This is a genomic window from Bdellovibrionales bacterium, assembly GCA_019750295.1.
Taxonomy (GTDB): Bacteria; Bdellovibrionota; Bdellovibrionia; order Bdellovibrionales; family JAGQZY01; genus JAIEOS01.
Genome location: JAIEOS010000014.1, coordinates 44,887 through 63,194 on the forward strand (window position 1 = coordinate 44,887; position 18,308 = coordinate 63,194).

General features: G+C 47.7%; 11 protein-coding genes. 6 read left to right on the plus strand and 5 right to left on the minus strand.

Annotated elements, in window-relative coordinates:
• Nucleotides 1-24: 24 nt before the first annotated feature.
• Nucleotides 25-201, minus strand: a complete 177-nt coding sequence (locus tag K2Q26_04180) for a hypothetical protein (GenBank protein MBY0314690.1) — start codon at nucleotides 199-201, stop codon at nucleotides 25-27.
• A gap of 226 nt (nucleotides 202-427) precedes the next feature.
• On the minus strand, nucleotides 428-1,342 hold the full coding sequence (locus tag K2Q26_04185; GenBank protein ID MBY0314691.1) for an HNH endonuclease: 915 nt from the start codon (nucleotides 1,340-1,342) through the stop codon (nucleotides 428-430).
• A gap of 818 nt (nucleotides 1,343-2,160) precedes the next feature.
• Between K2Q26_04185 and K2Q26_04190 the strand changes: the two genes are divergently transcribed.
• Nucleotides 2,161-3,033, plus strand: a complete 873-nt coding sequence (locus K2Q26_04190; protein ID MBY0314692.1) for a hypothetical protein — start codon at nucleotides 2,161-2,163, stop codon at nucleotides 3,031-3,033.
• Nucleotides 3,034-3,037: 4 nt separating this feature from the next.
• On the opposite strand, the gene K2Q26_04195 is transcribed toward K2Q26_04190, so the two are convergent.
• Both K2Q26_04195 and K2Q26_04200 read right to left on the minus strand, forming a co-directional pair.
• On the minus strand, nucleotides 3,038-3,979 hold the full coding sequence (locus tag K2Q26_04195; protein MBY0314693.1) for an RsmB/NOP family class I SAM-dependent RNA methyltransferase: 942 nt from the start codon (nucleotides 3,977-3,979) through the stop codon (nucleotides 3,038-3,040).
• Nucleotides 3,980-3,982: 3 nt separating this feature from the next.
• Nucleotides 3,983-5,749 carry a M2 family metallopeptidase gene (locus K2Q26_04200; GenBank protein ID MBY0314694.1) on the minus strand — a complete coding sequence of 589 codons (1,767 nt, stop codon included), beginning with the start codon at nucleotides 5,747-5,749 and terminating at the stop codon, nucleotides 3,983-3,985.
• Nucleotides 5,750-5,953: 204 nt separating this feature from the next.
• Here K2Q26_04200 and K2Q26_04205 point away from each other — a divergent pair, with 204 nt between their 5' ends.
• The gene (locus tag K2Q26_04205; GenBank protein MBY0314695.1) at nucleotides 5,954-7,489 is read left to right on the plus strand and encodes an oligopeptide:H+ symporter; all 1,536 of its coding nucleotides are present in this window, start codon (nucleotides 5,954-5,956) and stop codon (nucleotides 7,487-7,489) included.
• 67 nt (nucleotides 7,490-7,556) lie between these two features.
• Here K2Q26_04205 and K2Q26_04210 read toward each other — a convergent pair whose 3' ends face one another.
• Nucleotides 7,557-7,841, minus strand: coding sequence for a hypothetical protein (locus K2Q26_04210; GenBank protein MBY0314696.1), 285 nt, complete (start codon nucleotides 7,839-7,841; stop codon nucleotides 7,557-7,559).
• 233 nt (nucleotides 7,842-8,074) lie between these two features.
• Between K2Q26_04210 and K2Q26_04215 the strand changes: the two genes are divergently transcribed.
• The 4 genes from K2Q26_04215 to K2Q26_04230 all read left to right on the plus strand — a co-directional run.
• The gene (locus tag K2Q26_04215; GenBank protein MBY0314697.1) at nucleotides 8,075-8,845 is read left to right on the plus strand and encodes a hypothetical protein; all 771 of its coding nucleotides are present in this window, start codon (nucleotides 8,075-8,077) and stop codon (nucleotides 8,843-8,845) included.
• Between the two features lie 206 nt (nucleotides 8,846-9,051).
• Entirely contained in the window at nucleotides 9,052-13,938 is a 4,887-nt protein-coding gene (locus K2Q26_04220) for a hypothetical protein (protein ID MBY0314698.1), read from the plus strand.
• A complete protein-coding gene (locus K2Q26_04225) occupies nucleotides 13,939-14,778 on the plus strand; it encodes a hypothetical protein (protein ID MBY0314699.1) in 840 nt (279 codons plus the stop codon).
• 287 nt (nucleotides 14,779-15,065) lie between these two features.
• The coding region (locus K2Q26_04230; GenBank protein ID MBY0314700.1) for a hypothetical protein at nucleotides 15,066-18,308 on the plus strand (3,243 nt) is incomplete at its 3' end.

The window sequence follows — 18,308 nt, forward strand, 5'->3', positions numbered from 1 at the left end:
TGTTGAGCGGAATATATAATTCTCTTACCGGGCCCCGACGAGAACCGATCGAATTTTGCCGTTCTCTTTAAATGTGAGATAAAGCAGATAAGGGGCCAGAAAAGAAATGCCGCCAATAAGTGCCGCAAATCCCAATATTAAACCCACCAGCGAGAATTTATTTCTCCAAGCCGTCCAAAGACCAGATAATATCAACATCATCAAAAAATCAGAGTTGAATTGCCCGGCCCAACTCAAACTCAATATTTCGCCGAAAAATATTGGTACCAAATTCCAACCGTGAGTTGAGCCTACGGCGGCAGTGTATAAAAGGATAAATAGCAGTTGTAAGCCAAGGAGGCATCGAAAAATAATCATAACAATCAAAGTAGACGAACCTGAATTTTTTGTAAACGAAACCCTTCGGCGCGCTGCAGATCCAGAGTATCTATCGACCTCGCTGATATTTTAGTCGGTTGTGCACACCGCAGAGCACTTGTAAGTTATCGGGAGTGTTGGATCCTCCTCGACTCCAATTATTAATGTGATCAATTTGCAAAAATCTCTGACTGTTGCAGGGGCGCCCATCTTCGTCTGTGTGACTACAAAGAGCGTTGGGATGTAAAAGAGTTTTTCTTATCTTTTGAGGGATGTAGCGGTTTCGAGGGAGCGCACTTTTTACTGCCGCTACGGCAGTGGAGGGGTTTTCAGTTTTCGCGCTCTGTCGAGGAGCGGGCGTTCGGACGCGCGTGCGGCGATCGAGCTCCTTTTTTGCCAAGTAAAAGATAGTGTCAGCCCAAGTTGTGCTGGCCCTGGTGTGTGCGATCATATTTTGAGTTTTTTCTAAAAGCTCCATCTGCTCAGGCGTAAACGTGATGGTGAGGGTGACGGAGTTATTTTTGTGAAGTATTTCTTTTTCAACCTTAGGGATGGGCAGATCCAACGTTGCAGCAATAATGCGATCGGATTCCCGTTGATTGGTATTCTCTATATCCTTAAATAGTTGCCGTTTATCTTGGGTTGTGAGGTCTGACTTTTTGACTTTTTTTAGCTCCCGCGATGCTTTTTGCACTTGAGTGGCTTGGGACAGAGTCAATGCTCCAGTCTCGATTTTTTCGAGGACTTCGGGTAATTCATGGATGAGTCTCGCGGCATCGATTCTTCGCATGGCGGCTCCAGGGCTGTAGCCCATTTGTTTGACGAGAAAGTCGAAGAGGCTGGTGCAGCTGTTTTCAAGATACAGCCGTCGACGGTCGATTTCCGCGATGTACTTGATGACCTCGGCAGTGATTTTGCGTTCATTGGCCACGTGAAGTTTAAATTGAGACATCAGTTCTTCTTTGGCGAGAATTTTTAAATTCATTTTTCCTCCCTATGAGAAAGAACTGTAACATCTATTTTAATTTCTGGTTTTTTAGGATTTTAAATCACCGGACATTTTTTTTGGATGATATTTTAATGTCAATCTGGACGTTAATATATCAGCGCCAGAGAGCGACGGACAACGTTAGCTATATATACTACAGGAACAAAAATAAAATTTCATAAATAGGATTTAAAAATGTCAAAAACACTGTCAAAGTGTTTTGGAATAAATCCACCGGATTGACGCTCTGCTGGTATCGCTGCGGCAGTGTTCAAGTCAAAAAGATCGCCAAGATGGAGTCGACTCATTGAGTTCGATGGATTTTTGAGTCCTCGTTGTTAGTGGTGACGACCGTGATTACCAATGGAATTCAATGAGCACTCCAATCCTCTAATTTTTATCGCCATTCTAATTCTTTCGCAGCACTCGAAACCGATCGAGGATACTCATTTAGGAAAAAATCCACGGATTGACGCTCTGCTGGTATCGCTGCGGCATTGACTTTGGATTAGCGTTTGTGGAATCCGCGACGATGTGATGCGGATCGAGCTCTTCTCGTTTTTGACTCTGCCTGTTTGACGTGAGAACTGTGCGACGCGGGCTTACGAGGAGTTTGGAGAAAAATGGATAGCGATTGTGGAAAGGGGCTTCGGAAAAGTTCTGCGGAGGTGAACCCATAGCTGCCGTTCATTTTCCAATCGCAAAAGTGTGACGGCAGTTTCCCTAGAAACCCCTGTAAATACACCAAAAGTGGATTCTCGTCTGGACCCTTAAATACCTCCTATGGCATGAGTTGCTCCTGGAAGGGTGGTCTTATGAATAAAACGTGGGTGTTTTTCGGGGTTTTAGTTTGGAGTGCGACGGCGATGTCTGTACCGCTCGATCCTCAAGAGGTGGCCGACTCCCGCGCGAACTTGCTCGCGCAGACGGAAGTGCTCAAGAGGCAAAGTGCTCAGCAGTGTCCTGCGGATTACGCTCAATTTTATCAAAAAGATTCTCTTAAAATTTCTCTCTATTACGGCTACGAGGATTTTGAACACAAGACTCTCGATGTGGTTCATGCCTACACCATGACCGAAGCCTTACGACGACCTTGCCAGGGAACAATGCAGGCGTGCGGTTTTAAAAAATCGGGGAGTCAGCTCCAAAAGAAAATCGATGGAAAGAATATCGTCATTCAAATTCACTCGACGTCGGTCACGGACAATGTCGCCAAAAATCTAGATCCTCACACAGGTTATTGGGAACAAGATGCCCGCAGCACTGCGGTTCGCAATCGCTTTTATAATGACCTTCAACACTCTGACATTGTTCTTTTCTCGGGACACTCGCGCGGCGGCGGGGGACTTGGCTTCAATGTGCACACATCGGCTCAAGGGGTCTTCGATTATATTTTTAAATTGCCTTTACGAAGAATGACTCAAGCCTTGGAAGCTCGACCGAGCCAACTGAAGCTCTTTGTGGTGATGTCTTGTAAGTCTCAGGAGTATTACCGTGCGGCCATTGAAGGTGCTAATGCCAGCACCTCTTTAATGGTGAGCACCGACGACGTGTTTGCCGATGAGGGCGAGCAGATCTCTTTAGGGATTCTGAACTCGGTCCTTACTAAAAAGTGCTCCAGGGAACTTCGGGCTTCGATGAGAGGCGTGAATGATGCACGCGATGTGATCAATTACATCCGACGCTAAAAACTTAATTCTTTTCGATGATGGAAAAGAATATCGGCCCGGCCTTGTCGACGTCAGGGAGAACGATATGCCCGTGATCGGTGGGCGTTCCCATCGGCCACTCTTTACGGACGATATTAAATTCCCCTTCTTTTTTCTTCATGAGTTTTTCAATCACGCCGTCGTTCTCTTCGCGGGCGATGGCGCAGGTGCTGTAAACTATACGTCCGCCACTCTTCACGGCGGCAAAGGCCGAAGCCAGTAGCGAGTACTGTCGAACTGCAAAGTTTTTAGGACGCTTCGACGTCCAGCCCTCAAGCTCTGAGGATTTTTGCACGAGCCCCCGATCGCCGGAGCAGGGAGCATCCAGGAGAATGCGATCGAAGCTCTCCTTCATTTTTAAACCAAACATATTTCCATCGACACCACGAATATCCACCCGCGAGCGAAGAGATTCAGGAACATACCGCTTGATGACCGACATCATTCGAAAGCGTCGCTGGGGAGATAGTTCGTTGGCGATCATCTGACCTTCGGCACCCATCGCTTCGATCAGCACCAGGGTTTTTCCACCGGGAGCCGCGCACATGTCCAGCACACGATCGCCGGGCTGAACTTGCAGGGCTTGCGCGGCCAGGATCGAGGCCGGATCCATTTTGTAGAAGGGCAGAAGGGGAGTTGTAAAATCGTTGAGATTAAAGTTTTCATCCACCTCTAAGGCGTGGTCCAGATGAGGGTACTTGTCTCCGAGGCCAAAACGGGATTTGTCGGCAGAGGATTTCCAGTGTTCAAAAGTTTGTTCGGGGTGTTCCCACGGAAAAAACGCATTAAAGCGTGCCACGTGATGAGTGGGCGCGGCCAGAGCTTGATAAAGTGCTGGCCAACGATCCCCGTAGATCTTTTGATAATGCTCTTCGTAGGCGGCTCGGTCTTGCAGCTTCGGAGATTTCTCCAAGTTTTTACCCACGAACTACCAGCCGCACTTTTGCCCTTGGTTTTTGGATTTCAACCAAGTTTCAAGGGGCGCAAAGTATTCGCGCATCGCCGTGGCATCCATGTTTTTAGAGCCGGTCGCCGCTTCGAGAGCCACAGGCCAAGGTTGGCTCGCTCCCATCTTCATCATCTTCCAGAGTCTTTCGCCGGCCGCTTTGTTGTTATAGATCGAACACTCATGAAGTGGTCCTTTATATCCTGCCGTTTCGCAAAGTCCTTTATGAAATTGGAACTGAAGAACATGGGCGATAAAATAACGAGAGTACGGCGTCGAGGCGGGAACATGATACTTGGACCCTGGATCAAACATATCGGCGCCGCGAGGATTTGGCGGAACTAAACCTTGATAGGTTTTCACAAGATCCCACCACGCATTGTTGTAATCCGCCGGAGCAATGCGACCATCAAAAACACCCCATCGCCACTTGTCCGTCAGTAGACCAAACGGAAGGAAGGCGACCTTTTGTAATGCCATTTGCATCAGGTAATGGACGTCCGCATCTTTAGGTGCTGCCGCAGATTTCAATAAACCAATGTCTTGAAGATACTTGCGCGTGATCGAAAGCTGAATGGTGTCTCCCAAGGCCTCGTGGAAGCCATCATTCGCACTGCTTTGGAGAATGGCAGGGAGATCTTTGTAAGCCAGATAATAATAAATGTGGCCTAACTCATGGTGAATCGTGCGGAAGTCATCTTCGTCAATCTTAATACACATTTTAATTCGAACATCGTCCTTCATGTCCACATGCCAAGCGCTGGCGTGGCAGACCACATCGCGATCGCGTGGTTTATCCAGAAGTGAGCGCTCGTAAAAAGTCGCCGGAAGGGCCGGCATGCCCAAAGACACGAAAAAGTTTTCCGCGGTTTTTGTCATCTTTTTAGAATCGTACTTCGCCTTTTTAAGAAGCGCAGTGATATCTAACGATTTAGAGGCATCGACGCCCGCGATATCGCGAATGTTTTCCCAAGATTGTCCCCACATATTGCCGACGAGGTGAGCGGGGATCGGTCCTTCTTTAGGAGAGACTTTATCTCCGTATTTTTTGTTCAGCTGAGTTCGCACGTAGCAGTGCAGTTGTTCGTAAAGAGGTTTAACTTCGCCCCACAGGCGATCAAGTTCTTTTTCGAAGTTTTCTTCGGGCATGTCATATTTAGATTTCCAGAGCGAAGCTAAGTTTTTATAACCGAGCTCTCGAGAGGCTTGGTTGGCGATGCTCACCATTTTTTCGTACTTGGGTCTCATCGGGACGGAAACGGTCTTCCAGCCTTCCCAGGCTTTGACAAGCTCTTCCGGTTTGCGAGATTCGGCGAGGATTTTTTCGGCTTGGAGAAGATCCTTGCAATTCTTTTTATCATCGCAGTATTTGCCCGAGCCATACATCGCTTCCATTTCGGCAGCGAGTTTGGTCATTTCTTGATTCTTCACGGGATCTTTCGGTGCGGGAAGCGTGATGGAATTTCCAAGAAGATAGAGTTGGCGTTTTTCGTTGTCGTTTTTGCCCTTGTACTTTTTCGATTGAACGGCGAGAGAGGTAAAAATCTCACCAAATTTGGCATTGGATTCGGCCTCCAACTGAGTGGTGTCACCAGTGATAAAATTGCTCTTCACCCAAGATACTCGGCTCGCCGAAACTCCTTCTCTGAACAATATTTCATCTGTCTTTTTAAGAAATGTTTGAGCGTCGTCTCGGCCAAACGCAACGGCCCCTACGAAAACAACAAGAAAAACAATGAACTTACGCATGCGGTAGTGCTCCTTAAATTGGTCCCCCGTTTTAAAGCGAAAGCCCCGTAAAATCAAAAGGTTCTACAAAAGAAAGGTCGTCCTTTTGCGGTGCTTATCAATTAAGCAGCCATTCAGTAAGCCTTGCCCCGTCGCTGGTGGGACTTTCTATTGAAATGTCATCGGGGCAGTGTTACTCCAAATGTTCTTTTACAAGGGGACCCAATGGCAACAACGGCCGTAGCATCACAAAAATTTCCGCCTCAAATTAAATACATCGTCGGCAACGAAGGGTGTGAGCGATACAGCTATTATGGAATGCGCTCCATACTTCAGATCTTCATGATCCAATTTCTTTTTGTCAATTTAATGCCCGAGGAACAAGCTAAAGAGCACGCCACCGAAGTGATGCATTTGTTTATGGGAGTTTGTTATCTTCTTCCATTATTTGGATCGTTGATTGCTGATTATGTTTGGGGTCGTTACAAAACAATCCTCTTTTTATCTCTCTTTTATTGTCTGGGACATGGAACCTTAGCGGCGTTTGAAAATTCAGTGACGGGTGTTTATGTAGGATTGGGATTAATTGCTTTGGGTTCCGGTGGAATTAAGCCCTGTATATCTGCTTTTTTGGGAGATCAGTTCCGGTTAGATCAAAAAACCCTACTCGATAAAGTATATTACCTTTTTTATTTCATGATTAACTTTGGATCTTTCTTTTCAACAATTTTCACTCCGCTGACCCTCAAATACTATGGGCCGAGTGTAGCCTTCGGAATTCCTGGTATATTAATGTTTATCGCCACGTTCATCTTTTGGTTAGGCCGCAAGCAGTACGTCAAGGTCCCACCATCAGGCGCAGATGGAGACAGCTTCTGGGCGATTTTGGTCAAGGGTATTTTTCATAACCTCAAGTTTGGCACTGGAAGCAAGACGGTTGCATCTGTTGGAGTTCTCGCTCTGAGCGCGTTTGTGGTTTATGCTGCGATGAACTGGGGACTAACGGGGGCCTTTGTAGCTTTACTGCTGATGTTTGTTTTAATCCCAGTGCTGGGATTTATCGCTTTTAAGTCCTATATGGAAAAAAACCATCCAAAAAAGCGCGTCGAGGAATTCTATGTAGCATTAGGAATTATCAAGGTCTTCGCGATGATCTCCGTTTTTTGGGCTCTATTTGACCAGCACGCTTCGACCTGGGTGGTACAGGCGAGTCAAATGGTGAAAAAAACAAATATCTTTGGTTATGAATTCGAGATTTTAGAATCACAGGTATCTGCGGTAAACCCGGTATTTGTTATGTTATTGATCCCAGTTTTTACATTCGGTGTTTATCCATTTTTAGAAAGATTTTTTCCTTTTACGGCACTTCGTCGTATGGGTTGGGGTTTTATGGTCGCCGCCACCGGATTTGCGGCCGCGGCATTTGTGCAGTATCCGTTGGATCAAGGAGGACAGGTTCATATTCTATGGCAAGGGGTTCAGTACTTTTTGATGACTGTGGCTGAAGTGATGATCTCAATTACAGGTTTAACTTTTGCTTACACACAAGCTCCAAAGTCGATGAAATCTGTCATTATGAGCTTCTGGCTATTAACGGTTTTTATTGGTAATTTGCTAACGGCGGTCGTTGTTAAGGTTAGCATGTTCCCTGTTGGCTCCGGAAACTTCTATATGTTTTTTGCGGGACTGATTTTTCTCGCGGGATTAATTTTCGCATTCTTAGTTCGCAACCATCAGGTGCGCGATTACATGGAAGCCTAGATTTTTTTGAGGAAGATAGTATCGCGAGTTTTCTGATGGGCAATTCGCCCATCAGAAGCTTTGACTTTTAATTGAGGCACATTTTTTCCATCGCTTTCACTTCGTATTGGGCCGGTCCAACGAGGCCATTTGGTGTATCCACCGCTTTTAAATACACATCGAACTGGCAGTTCCCGACGTTAACAGTCACAACGTCTGCATTGAGTCTGATCTGTTGAATGACGCCGCTCGCTTCAGATCCCACTTCTTTAAGAGCGGTTTCGATTTTTTTAACGGATGCAAAGTAGGGCGGGAGTGCGGCGTGTGCGCTTCCGAAAACTCCTAAAATGGCTAGAAAAATAACTGACTTCATAGATTCCCTCCGGAATGGTTGTTGGTGTTTGAGTCGTAAAACCGAAAGCGATCGTCCGCAAACTTTATAAAATTCCCAATAAAAGTGACAAAAAGTGGCTTGTGATATCTTCAAAAACGACCAATAGGGGAGGGAATCTCTCTAGAATTCAATATATTAGAGAGTAAGTAGGAACACCTTCTGCAACTCATTTCTTTGACTGAATTTTAGAAACCTAATTTGGGAGGATTCCTATGACTAAAACTATCGCTCTTGCGCTCATCACCGCTGTGGCTTTTACGGCTTGCGGTCGCTCCAGCCATAAAGCACCACTCAACAGAAACCTAAGACACAATCAACAGCAGCAAGGTGATAAAGCAAAGGCGGAGCTCGTTTCTTCTGTAGAAACGCGCCTCACCGGAATTTATGGGAGTCTGAATGCTTTTAAAACTCTTTCGTCTTCTGAGCTTTCCAAAAAACTCCAAAGTGATTTGAAGGGCGTGACCTTAACTTTAGAATCTGTCCAGAATGAAATTAGCGGCGATGAGTACATGAGTGCCAACTTAAGCACGGTTAAAAAATCCGATAAAAAATGCGATGTTAAAAACAATCAACAAACAGCTTACCTCAAATCGGCCGTGCTCTCGAAAGACAATAAGTCGACATCGAACCTTCGCTGTTTAGAAGACGATTGCAAAAATGTTTTGTTGATTATCGAAGATCGCAAAGAGATCAAAATTGGAAATCGCACCGAGATCGATTACGGTGTCATGGCTGTCGTTCTTAAAAAAGGTAATGACAATAAATATAACCCGATAACTATTAACTCTGATTTGATTTCTAAAGTTTCTTCGTCCGAGGACGGTGCTCTTCGCTGTGCGGAGCAAGTGCTTGGTGAAATGAATCGCGGAAATGAGCAAGCTCCGCAAGTGGATATCGCCCAAATCATCCGTCAAGATAACGAACGTCAGACGGCGGAGTCTCAGATTCAAATGCTTTCGGCCGATCCGTTAGCGACCCCTTAAATCACTCTTAAAATTAATATCCATCTCAAAAGAGGAACCTTCGGGTTCCTTTTTTTTTGTCATTTTGACGGGGCTCCTGGATTGAGGTCGAGGCCTATGGCCTGGCTGTCTCAATCTGAAACAAAGTTCTCGATTTTCTGGGCTTTTAAGCCTCTAAATATTTATCTTTTTGCTCAAACTGTCGATAAGTGAAGTGTTCGGATTTTATGAAAAATCCAGAATTGGGCCACGAAAACAACTTATCGAGATTGATGGTAAACATAAAAGGTTTTATTCATTTTATTTTACTCTTCGCGATGTCATTCTTGTCCGCGACGGTTTCCTTTGCGCAGACCGTTCCCGGAAGCTTCACCTATCAAGGTCAAATCACCAAAGCAGGGGGCGTTCCTCTTGAAGCCAATCCTGTGGTATTCACAGTTCGAATTTATTCGCCCGTGAATGACTGCCTTCTCTACGAGGAGCAACATTCCATCAATATGTTGGGGAGTGAAGGGGCTTTTGCTCTGAATATCGGTGCGGGGATTCGTTCGGGAACTGATTATGAGGACACTTCGTCGGCGCTTCAGATTTTTCAAAACGGGATCACCTTTACCGGAATCTCCACCTGTATCGCCGGGACCACGTACAACGCTTTGACCGGGCACACCCGAAAAGTTCGAGTGAGTTATAATGATGGCACTGGTCCAGTCACACTCGCGCAAGACTTTCATCTTCAAGCGGTGCCCTATGCGTGGTATGCGAACTCCCTCCAAGGATTAACCGCCGCTAACTTTGTGCAGATCAATCCCACCCAAAACATCACCCAGTCAAATCTCGAAAATCTCCTCGGTGGAACGAATTATAATACTCTGTACAACTTAGCCTCTGGAACATCGACAAGCCCGCTCACAATGAATAATCAGCAAATCAAAAATTTAGCCGACCCGACTTTAGCTCAAGATGCCGCGACCAAAAACTATGCGGACACGAAAATTGCCGGAGCGAATATTGACGTGAGCAGTGTCGGCGCTGGCGTCGGGGACGGACGAGTTCTCTCTTGGAACGCAACGTTCAACCGTTGGGAGGCGATCACTCCCGCCTCAATCACTGACTCCACCAAACTTCCCTTAGTCGGTGGAACCATGGCTGGAAGTATCAACATGAATGGGAACTCTGTATTGAATACCGGTCATGTGACAATGCAGAATTTATCGACAATTACCTTAGGGAAATTCAGTAACGCTCAGGAAACAACGCTCGTCGGAACTCTCGGAGTTGGTAACAAGGGAGCGACTTGGTATAACAGCGATACCGATCGAATCATGTATTGGGATGGCAACAGTGCAGAGGTCATCGGAAGTGGTGGCGGTGGAAGCCCCATCGTTGATGCCGATGTGGATGCTGGTGCCGCGATCGCTTGGTCGAAGATTAGTAAAGTCGGTGCCGTGGCCGCCGATGTGGGAGCTGTGGCTACCGGGCGGGCGATCAACACCAACTCAGGATCGGGCTTGACCGGAGGCGGAAATCTATCGGCTGACCGAAGCTTAGCGATCAATACCGATAACACAACATTAGAAGTTTCAACCAACACGCTGCAAGTGAGAGATGGCGGGATTACGAATGCCAAGATCGCGAGCATGAGTGTTGATAAAATCACAAGCGCCGCATTACAGTACTTTAGCTACATGCCTGCGGGAACTGAGTGCGTTAGCGGAGAAGTCCTTAAGTGGGATTCGATCACCGACCGTTGGCTGTGCGGCATGGATTCGTCGGGTGTCTCCGCACACAGCGCTCTCACCGGTTTAACCGCCGATGATCATACTCAGTATGTTCTCCTCGCGGGACGAACGGGTGGACAAAATCTTCGAGGCGGAGTGGCGGCGAGCCAAAATTTAATCTTAGATTCCACGAGTGATAGCACCAAGGGTTCGGTGTTGATTCAGCCCAGTGGCGGGAGTGTCGGTATTGGGACCAGCACGCCGCTCGCATTACTCCATCTAGAATCTAGTGGAGCGTCGACGACGGCGCGAATTCAAAATACAAATGCCAGCGGTGTTTCTCAATTTAGTTTATCTACACTCGCTAAAACATTTAGTGTTGGACCCAACGATGCTGTAGCAAAATTTTATATTTATGATAACACGGCGGGAGCTTCGCGCCTGGCGATCGACTACTCCACAGGAAACGTAGGGCTCGGCACAAGTACCCCGGCCTCTTTGTTAAATATCGCAGGGAATGCATCCGCGCCAGCGTGGACCACAAACGGGATCGGTCTACGACAGAATGCGGCCACTTATACAGATACAACAAGTAGTGGTGCAGTAGGTAACGTCACGATCAATACTTTTCTCACGCCAACGATCGCTGCGACAACCGCAACCAATTATACCCGAGCTTCGGTACTGAGAATTCCATCAGCGCCTGTGGCGGGTACGAACGCAACGATTGCAAACTCCTTCGGTATTGATACGGATGCGCCAACACGCCTCGCCGGGAAAGTTCTCGTGGGCGGCGGACAAGCGTTATCTTCATCTTCGGGCTTACTTAATATTAGTGGGGGAGGAGGACTTTTATCGTCGCCCTCTTGGACCACCAACGGTGTGCACTTTAATTCTGCGGCATCCACCATCACAGACACCAGTGGCAGTGGTCTTATTGCCAATAGAACGACAAACTCCTTCAATCAACCGACCTATGCTTCAACAAATCCTGTCACCGTAACGAACGGCTCCACCGTTTACATTGAAGGCGCTCCGGTGGCTGGCACGAACACAACAGTGACGAATTCGCTCGCTCTTCATGTGGCCTCCGGGAATTCCGCATTTCTAGGCAATGTGGGCGTGGGTACCACAAGCCCTCAGTCTCTCTTGCACGTGAACGGAATTCTTCGAGCGACAGAAGTTTGTGACGAAAACGGCTCCAACTGTAAGGATGTTTCTTCGGGCTGGGGAGCGGGTGGAGATATCGATGGAATTGTCACAGGTGCCGGCTCAGCACTTTCGGGCGGGACTCTCAGTGGTACAGCCACGTTGAGTGTACTCACAGATGCGACGACCATCGAAACCAACGGATCCAACCAGCTGCAAATTCGAGATTCGGGAGTAACGAGTGCAAAAATCGCCGACGGAGCTCTCGTCAATGCAGACATTAATGCCGCAGCGGCCATTGATTGGTCCAAGATTAACAAGACCGGAGCGACTGCCGCCGATGTGGGAGCCGTAGCAACAACGAGAGCCATCAACACAAACTCAGGCTCTGGACTCACCGGTGGTGGAGACCTCACCGCAGATCGTAACATCGCGATGAACGTCGATAATTCCACCATCGAAATCGCCACCAATACGGTGCGAGTGCGCGACGGTGGAATCACCAATGCAAAAATCAATTCGGTGAGTGTTGCAAAAATCTCCTCGGCCGCTGCCGAGTATTTTTCCTACATGCCCGCAGGGACTGAGTGCACCAACGGGTATACGTTGCTTTGGGACTCGACAACGGATCGCTGGTTGTGCGGAGCGCTGCCTACTGCCGTAGCGGTAGTGAGTGACACGGATAACGACACCCGAATCCAAGTGGAAGAATCTGCCGACGAAGACCGAATTCGATTTGATACTGCAGGCACAGAGAGAATGATTATTAATGAATTGGGGAATGTCGGGATTGGAACGTCCAATCCAACAGATCGACTTCAAGTTCGTGGGAATGACGAATCGACCAATATTTCCGTTTATAATAACTCCTCAACGACCACGAGATATCCTCAGGTTGTCGCATTCAATTACGCAGGAGCTACGGCAGGATATCCTGCTTTTTCCCTGGTTAACAGTCGGGGATCTGTAGGAAGCCCATCTCCCGCAACCACGGGTCAGGTTTTGGGCGCTTTAAATTACGTTGGTCGCGGGAGCACAACGAACGTCAATGGCGCCGCAGTTGTTGCTAGCGCTGCGGAAACATTTACCGATTCAGCCTCGGGTTCTGATTTAACTCTTTATACGACACCAATTGGGAGCACCACGCTTCAACCACGCATGACTCTTTTCCGTGATGGAAACGTGGGGGTTGGAACTGTAACTCCGTTATTCCCTGTTCACGTTCAAGGTAGTTCATCCACGGGGAACGGGATTGGACTTCGAATTGACAACACCAATTCCGGAAATACAAATTCGTGGTGGCTCGGAGCCGGTGGTTCCACAATACCCTCTGACGCCTTTGCGATTGGTGATGACTCAGCTTATCGATTGACGATCTTATCCAACGGAAATGTGGGTATTGGAACAGCAACTCCCGTTTCACGGCTTGATGTTCGAGACAATGTTACTGTGAATTCCGGTTCATCTTTTAACGGTGATGTTGTTGTGAATCCTTCGTCCGGTGCTACGACCAATTTTTGGGGAATCTATGAAAGCGCCCGTTATGGAAACAATTCACTCAATATGACCACCGGGGGGATTCGAGGCGCAGAGTTTATTGGGGCAAACGCGTCGACAGCTAGCGTGGTTAATACTTATGGGGTCGTCGGAGTTGGCTCTAATTCTTCGAGCGGAACAGTCACTAATTCCTTTGGTAGTCTAGGGTCATCTCGAAACAGTAGCACGGGGACGATAAATAACGCCTACGGTGGTTTTTTTGAAGCGGTGAATACCGGCGGTGGAACACAAACTACTGGTTATGGTGTTTACGTTTCAACTGTCGATGGTACAAATAGATGGGCTGTTTATACCTCGGGGACGACTCCCTCTTACTTTGGTGGGAACGTCGGCATTGGAACGACTGCGCCTGATACCACGTTGGCTGTCAATGGAGCGGTCCGCACGGCGGCAGCTATTGCCAACACAACAGGTCCCATTAATTTTGCGCTGGGGAACTTGCAATACACCACGAATGACTGTGCTGCATACACTTTTCATAATATGAAAAATGGAGCGTCTTATACTTTTGCTGTTCAGGGCACGAATTCAGCACTTTGTTCTTTTACGGCCTATTCCGGCGCTGGAACTGGCTTATTGTCTGTGCGTATGCCACCGGGCCACGGCTCTACGACTGCAGGTGCACATACACTCTATTCGATGATTGTTATGGGCTCCTTTGTTTACGTTTCTTGGATACCGGGATACTAAATGAAATTTATTTTATTTGTATTTTACATTATCTCTCCAATCGTTTTCGCCCAAATGCCGGGCACATCAGGTGTTAGTTTTTTTCATCGAGGGAACATGAAATGTCCAACGGGTTTTGTGGGTGTCCCCGGAAACGTGAATCTTGGGAGTCGAGATTTTTGTGTGATGCAATTTGAAGCCAAAAACGATGGCTCAGGGAACGCAATATCGCAAGCGGCATCGCCCCCATGGACGAATATTTCGGCGACAACTGCATTCAGTAGATGTAGCGCTATATCCGAGGCTGGGTTTACCGGCACATTCGCGTTGATGTCTAATGCCGAGTGGATGACGATTGCGCGCGATGCTGAGCATGTGTCGGTCAATTGGACTGGAGGATCCCCAGGTTCTGGACTCCTCTTTAGGGGAAATGGTTCTGGGAACGGCGTCGAAATTTATGATGGTGCTAATCCAGAGTCGGGCACGGGTCGAAATGCACGCGCGCGTCTGACGTTGTCAAATGGTTCCGTAATTTGGGATCTTGCTGGTAATGTATGGGAATTTCTTGATTGGAGTTCGGCTGATGGTGTCCTGACCGTCGGACCAACAACTTGCAACACAGGTGTTTGGAATGATTTGACTGTCACTTGCCCCGCATTTGCAGCGAATCAGTGGGGACCCGAGGGTTCGTGGACGAATGCGCAAGGAACAGGGCAATGGTACGGAGACTCCGGAGGCGTATTGCGCCGCGGGGGAAGTTTTAATTTTTGGAGTGGAAACGGAATCTACTCTTTGGGTCTTTCTGCAAACGCGTCAACAACTGCGGCAGACTCTGGATTTCGCTGTGTTTACCGTCCTTAAAGAAATCTCACCTCCCAATAGATGGCGACGCGCTTGAGGAAATATTGTTCATCAATGTTTCACTACAATACAAATTGTCTGCGACTTAGGTGGGCAATGTCAGTTATTGATTCTAAATAGAACGTATATATTTAAGTCATTCCAAAAAAGCATCTCATTCTGACAAAAGTCCAATTAAAATTTCGATTTTTGGCCCCTAAGTTCAATTTATTTTAAAAACTGTCGATAAGAGAAGTGTGCGAATTGTTTCAATATTCGCTAATTGTTGAAAGAAGACTGACGAAGTAATGAAGACGCCAAAGTGGACAGATCTTTTTATTCTTTTTTTGATTGTAACCTCTACGGTTATGTCGTCGTCGCACGCACAATCTGTACCAACAAGTTTTGTTTATCAGGGCCAGATCACTAAGACGGGTGGAGTTCCCTTAGAAGCCAACCCGGTGATTTTTAATGTTCGCATTTATTCTCCCACCAATGACTGTTTGCTGTACGAAGAGCAGCACTCGATCAATATGTTGGGGAGCGAGGGGATGTTTTCTCTCAACGTCGGTGGAGGAATTCGCTCGGGTTCTGATTACGAGGACACCTCATCGATTGTTGATATTTTTAAAAATGGAGTGAGTTTTAGCGGGATCACAAGTTGTAGTTCTGGCACCAGCTATAACGCTTTGACGGGTCATACGCGTAAGGTCCGTATTAGCTACAACGATGGGGGTGGGCTCGTAACACTGGCTCAAGATTTCCATCTCCAAACCGTTCCTTATGCTTGGTACGCAAACAGTCTCCAAGGTCTTACGCCTTCGAACTTTGTGCAAGTGAACGCTGGGCAAAACGTCACTCAATCGAATCTGGAAAACCTTCTCGGTGGAACCAATTATAATACGCTTTATAATCTTGCTTCGGGAACTTCGACGACCCCGATCAGCATGAACAATCAGCAGATCAAAAATTTAGCGGATCCCACGCTTCCTCAAGATGCAGCGACAAAGAATTACACCGACACTCGGATCGCGGGAAGCTTAGTCAATCTCGGCGGCGTTGGCGCCGGTATGGGTGATGGACGTGTGCTGGCCTGGAATGCCACTTTAAATCAGTGGGAAGCCATCACTCCAAGTGCCATCACGGATTCCACCAAGCTCCCTCTCGCCGGTGGAACCATGGGCGGCAACATTAACATGAATGGCAATCAGATTTTAAACACCGGTCACATCACGATGCAGTCGTTAGCGACGGTGACGCTGGGAAAATTTACGTCTGCTGAAGAAACTATTCTTGCAGGGACACTCACTGTCGCCAACCGCGGAGCGATGTGGTTTAACAGTACCGATAGCGCTTTAAAGTATTGGGATGGCTCTGCGGTAGTTGATGTTCAAGGTGGTGGTGGCACCATCACGGGCGTGACGGCGGGAACCGGCCTCACCGGAGGCGGAACCACAGGATCTGTGGCGATTGATATCGCAACTGGCGGAATCACTACGACACTTTTGGCGGACAACTCCGTGACGACCAATAAAATCATCGATGGCACTATCATCACAGCGGATATCGCCGATGGTGCGATCACCAATGTCAAAATTGATAGTGTGAATGTCTCTAAAATTGTGAACGGTCCTGGAGATTATTTTGCCTACATGCCGGCGGGATCCGCCTGTGCCGATGGCGATGTTCTTAAGTGGGATAACTCAAATAACCGCTGGATCTGCGGTAGTGATAATAACTCGGGTGATATTACAGCGGTCAATACGTCTGGTCCAATTACCGGCGGCGCAACAAGTGGTGCCGTCAGTTTAGGACTAAATTACGATACAAATACTTTAAATGTAAATGGCGCAAATGAATTAGAAGTCAGAGCCGCGGGAATTAGCGCGACTCAACTTGCGGCGAACGCGGTGACAACAGCAAAGATTTTAGATGCGAATGTCACAACTCCAAAAATTGCCGATGATGCGGTGACCACCGCGAAAATACTTGATCTCAATGTCACCAACGCGAAGATCTCCTCCGTCGGTGTCGAAAAGATAACGAGTTCGGTGGGTCAATGGTTGACGTATCTGCCGAACGGGGCGGCTTGTGCTAATGGTGAAGTTCTAAAGTGGGACAACTCCAATTCGCGTTGGATTTGCGGAACAGATATTACGGCCACCGGAGATATCGAGGGGATCAGCACCTCGGCCCCCCTTTCTGGAGGCGCAGCGAGCGGAACGGTGTCTCTCGCTTTAAATTATGACAATACGACGATCGGCCTTAATGGATCAAATGCTCTCGCAGTGCGAGACGCGGGGATTGGCGCCAATAAATTAGCGGCCGATGCGGTGACGTCCTCAAAAATACAGGATGGTTCTATCGTTAATGCGGATATCAACGCCGCAGCCGCAATTGCATGGAGCAAAATCGATAAGACGGGAGCTTCGGCATCAGATGTGGGAGCGGTTCCGACGACTCGATCTGTAAATACAAACGTGGGCTCAGGACTTACGGGCGGCGGCGATCTGTCAGCGGATAGAAACCTCGCGGTGAACACAGATAATTCGACTCTTGAAGTGGCGACCAACACGTTAAGAATTAGAGACGCCGGAGTCACTGGTGTAAAGTTGGCCGCTGATTCGGTCACCAGTGCGAAAATTGTTGACGGTACAGTTGCGACCGCCGATATCGGGAATTCGCAAGTCACTGATGATAAAATAGATACAGTTTCGGTCAGTAAAATTACAAGCGCGTTGGGGCAATACTTAACTTATAATCCCAACGGTGGAGCTTGTGCTATAGGAGAAGTTCTCAAGAGAACGGTCAATGGCTGGGAGTGCGGTACAGATAGCTCAGGAGTCTCCGCGCACTCGGCGCTAACAGGGTTGAGCGCAGATGATCACACGCAATATGTCATGCTTGCAGGTCGAAGTGGTGGTCAGAATCTTCGCGGCGGTACCGCTGCCAGCAATAACTTAACGTTGGAATCGACAAGCGACGCAACAAAAGGTTTTGTGCTCCTGCAACCTAATGGCGGGAACGTAGGTATTGGGACCTCAAGTCCGGTCAATCGATTAGAGATACAGCCGAGTCTAAATAATGATGGCGTGAATGTGCTTCGGCTGGGTGCCGGAAACGCCAACGGAGCCGCGTGGGGATATAAGGTTCAAAATTCGACAGTCAGCGACGTTCTTCATCTTGGTTTCTCGAGTTCCAACTATTCCACGGGCGGCTCAGCGCCTTGGATAGGTGACGCCAACGCATTTCTTTATTTTCCTATCGGTTCAGACTTTAGAATCGGAAGTAACGTGGGCTCCACTCCGTTTGTGACCGTGAATTCAACAGGTAATGTGGGGATTGGAACAGCCAATCCCACCAATGGAAAACTTGAAGTCGTAGGAACTGCTTATGCATCGGGAGGTTTTGTTCTTCCTGATGATGGCTTTTTGTACTGGAGAAGTGGTGATGGCAGTACCGGGATAAGAGGAAATAGCACGAGCGATATATTATCGATTCAGACCACTGGAGTTGAGAGACTGAGAGTGGATTCAACAGGTAATGTGGGT

Excerpts from the sequence above, each read along its gene's own strand:
- K2Q26_04180 (MBY0314690.1), bottom strand. The coding sequence starts at position 201 with ATGATGTTGATATTATCTGGTCTTTGGACGGCTTGGAGAAATAAATTC.
- K2Q26_04185 (MBY0314691.1), bottom strand. The coding sequence starts at position 1,342 with ATGAATTTAAAAATTCTCGCCAAAGAAGAACTGATGTCTCAATTTAAA.
- K2Q26_04190 (MBY0314692.1), top strand. The coding sequence starts at position 2,161 with ATGAATAAAACGTGGGTGTTTTTCGGGGTTTTAGTTTGGAGTGCGACG.
- K2Q26_04200 (MBY0314694.1), bottom strand. The coding sequence starts at position 5,749 with ATGCGTAAGTTCATTGTTTTTCTTGTTGTTTTCGTAGGGGCCGTTGCG.
- K2Q26_04205 (MBY0314695.1), top strand. The coding sequence starts at position 5,954 with ATGGCAACAACGGCCGTAGCATCACAAAAATTTCCGCCTCAAATTAAA.
- K2Q26_04210 (MBY0314696.1), bottom strand. The coding sequence starts at position 7,841 with ATGAAGTCAGTTATTTTTCTAGCCATTTTAGGAGTTTTCGGAAGCGCA.
- K2Q26_04215 (MBY0314697.1), top strand. The coding sequence starts at position 8,075 with ATGACTAAAACTATCGCTCTTGCGCTCATCACCGCTGTGGCTTTTACG.
- K2Q26_04220 (MBY0314698.1), top strand. The coding sequence starts at position 9,052 with ATGAAAAATCCAGAATTGGGCCACGAAAACAACTTATCGAGATTGATG.
- K2Q26_04225 (MBY0314699.1), top strand. The coding sequence starts at position 13,939 with ATGAAATTTATTTTATTTGTATTTTACATTATCTCTCCAATCGTTTTC.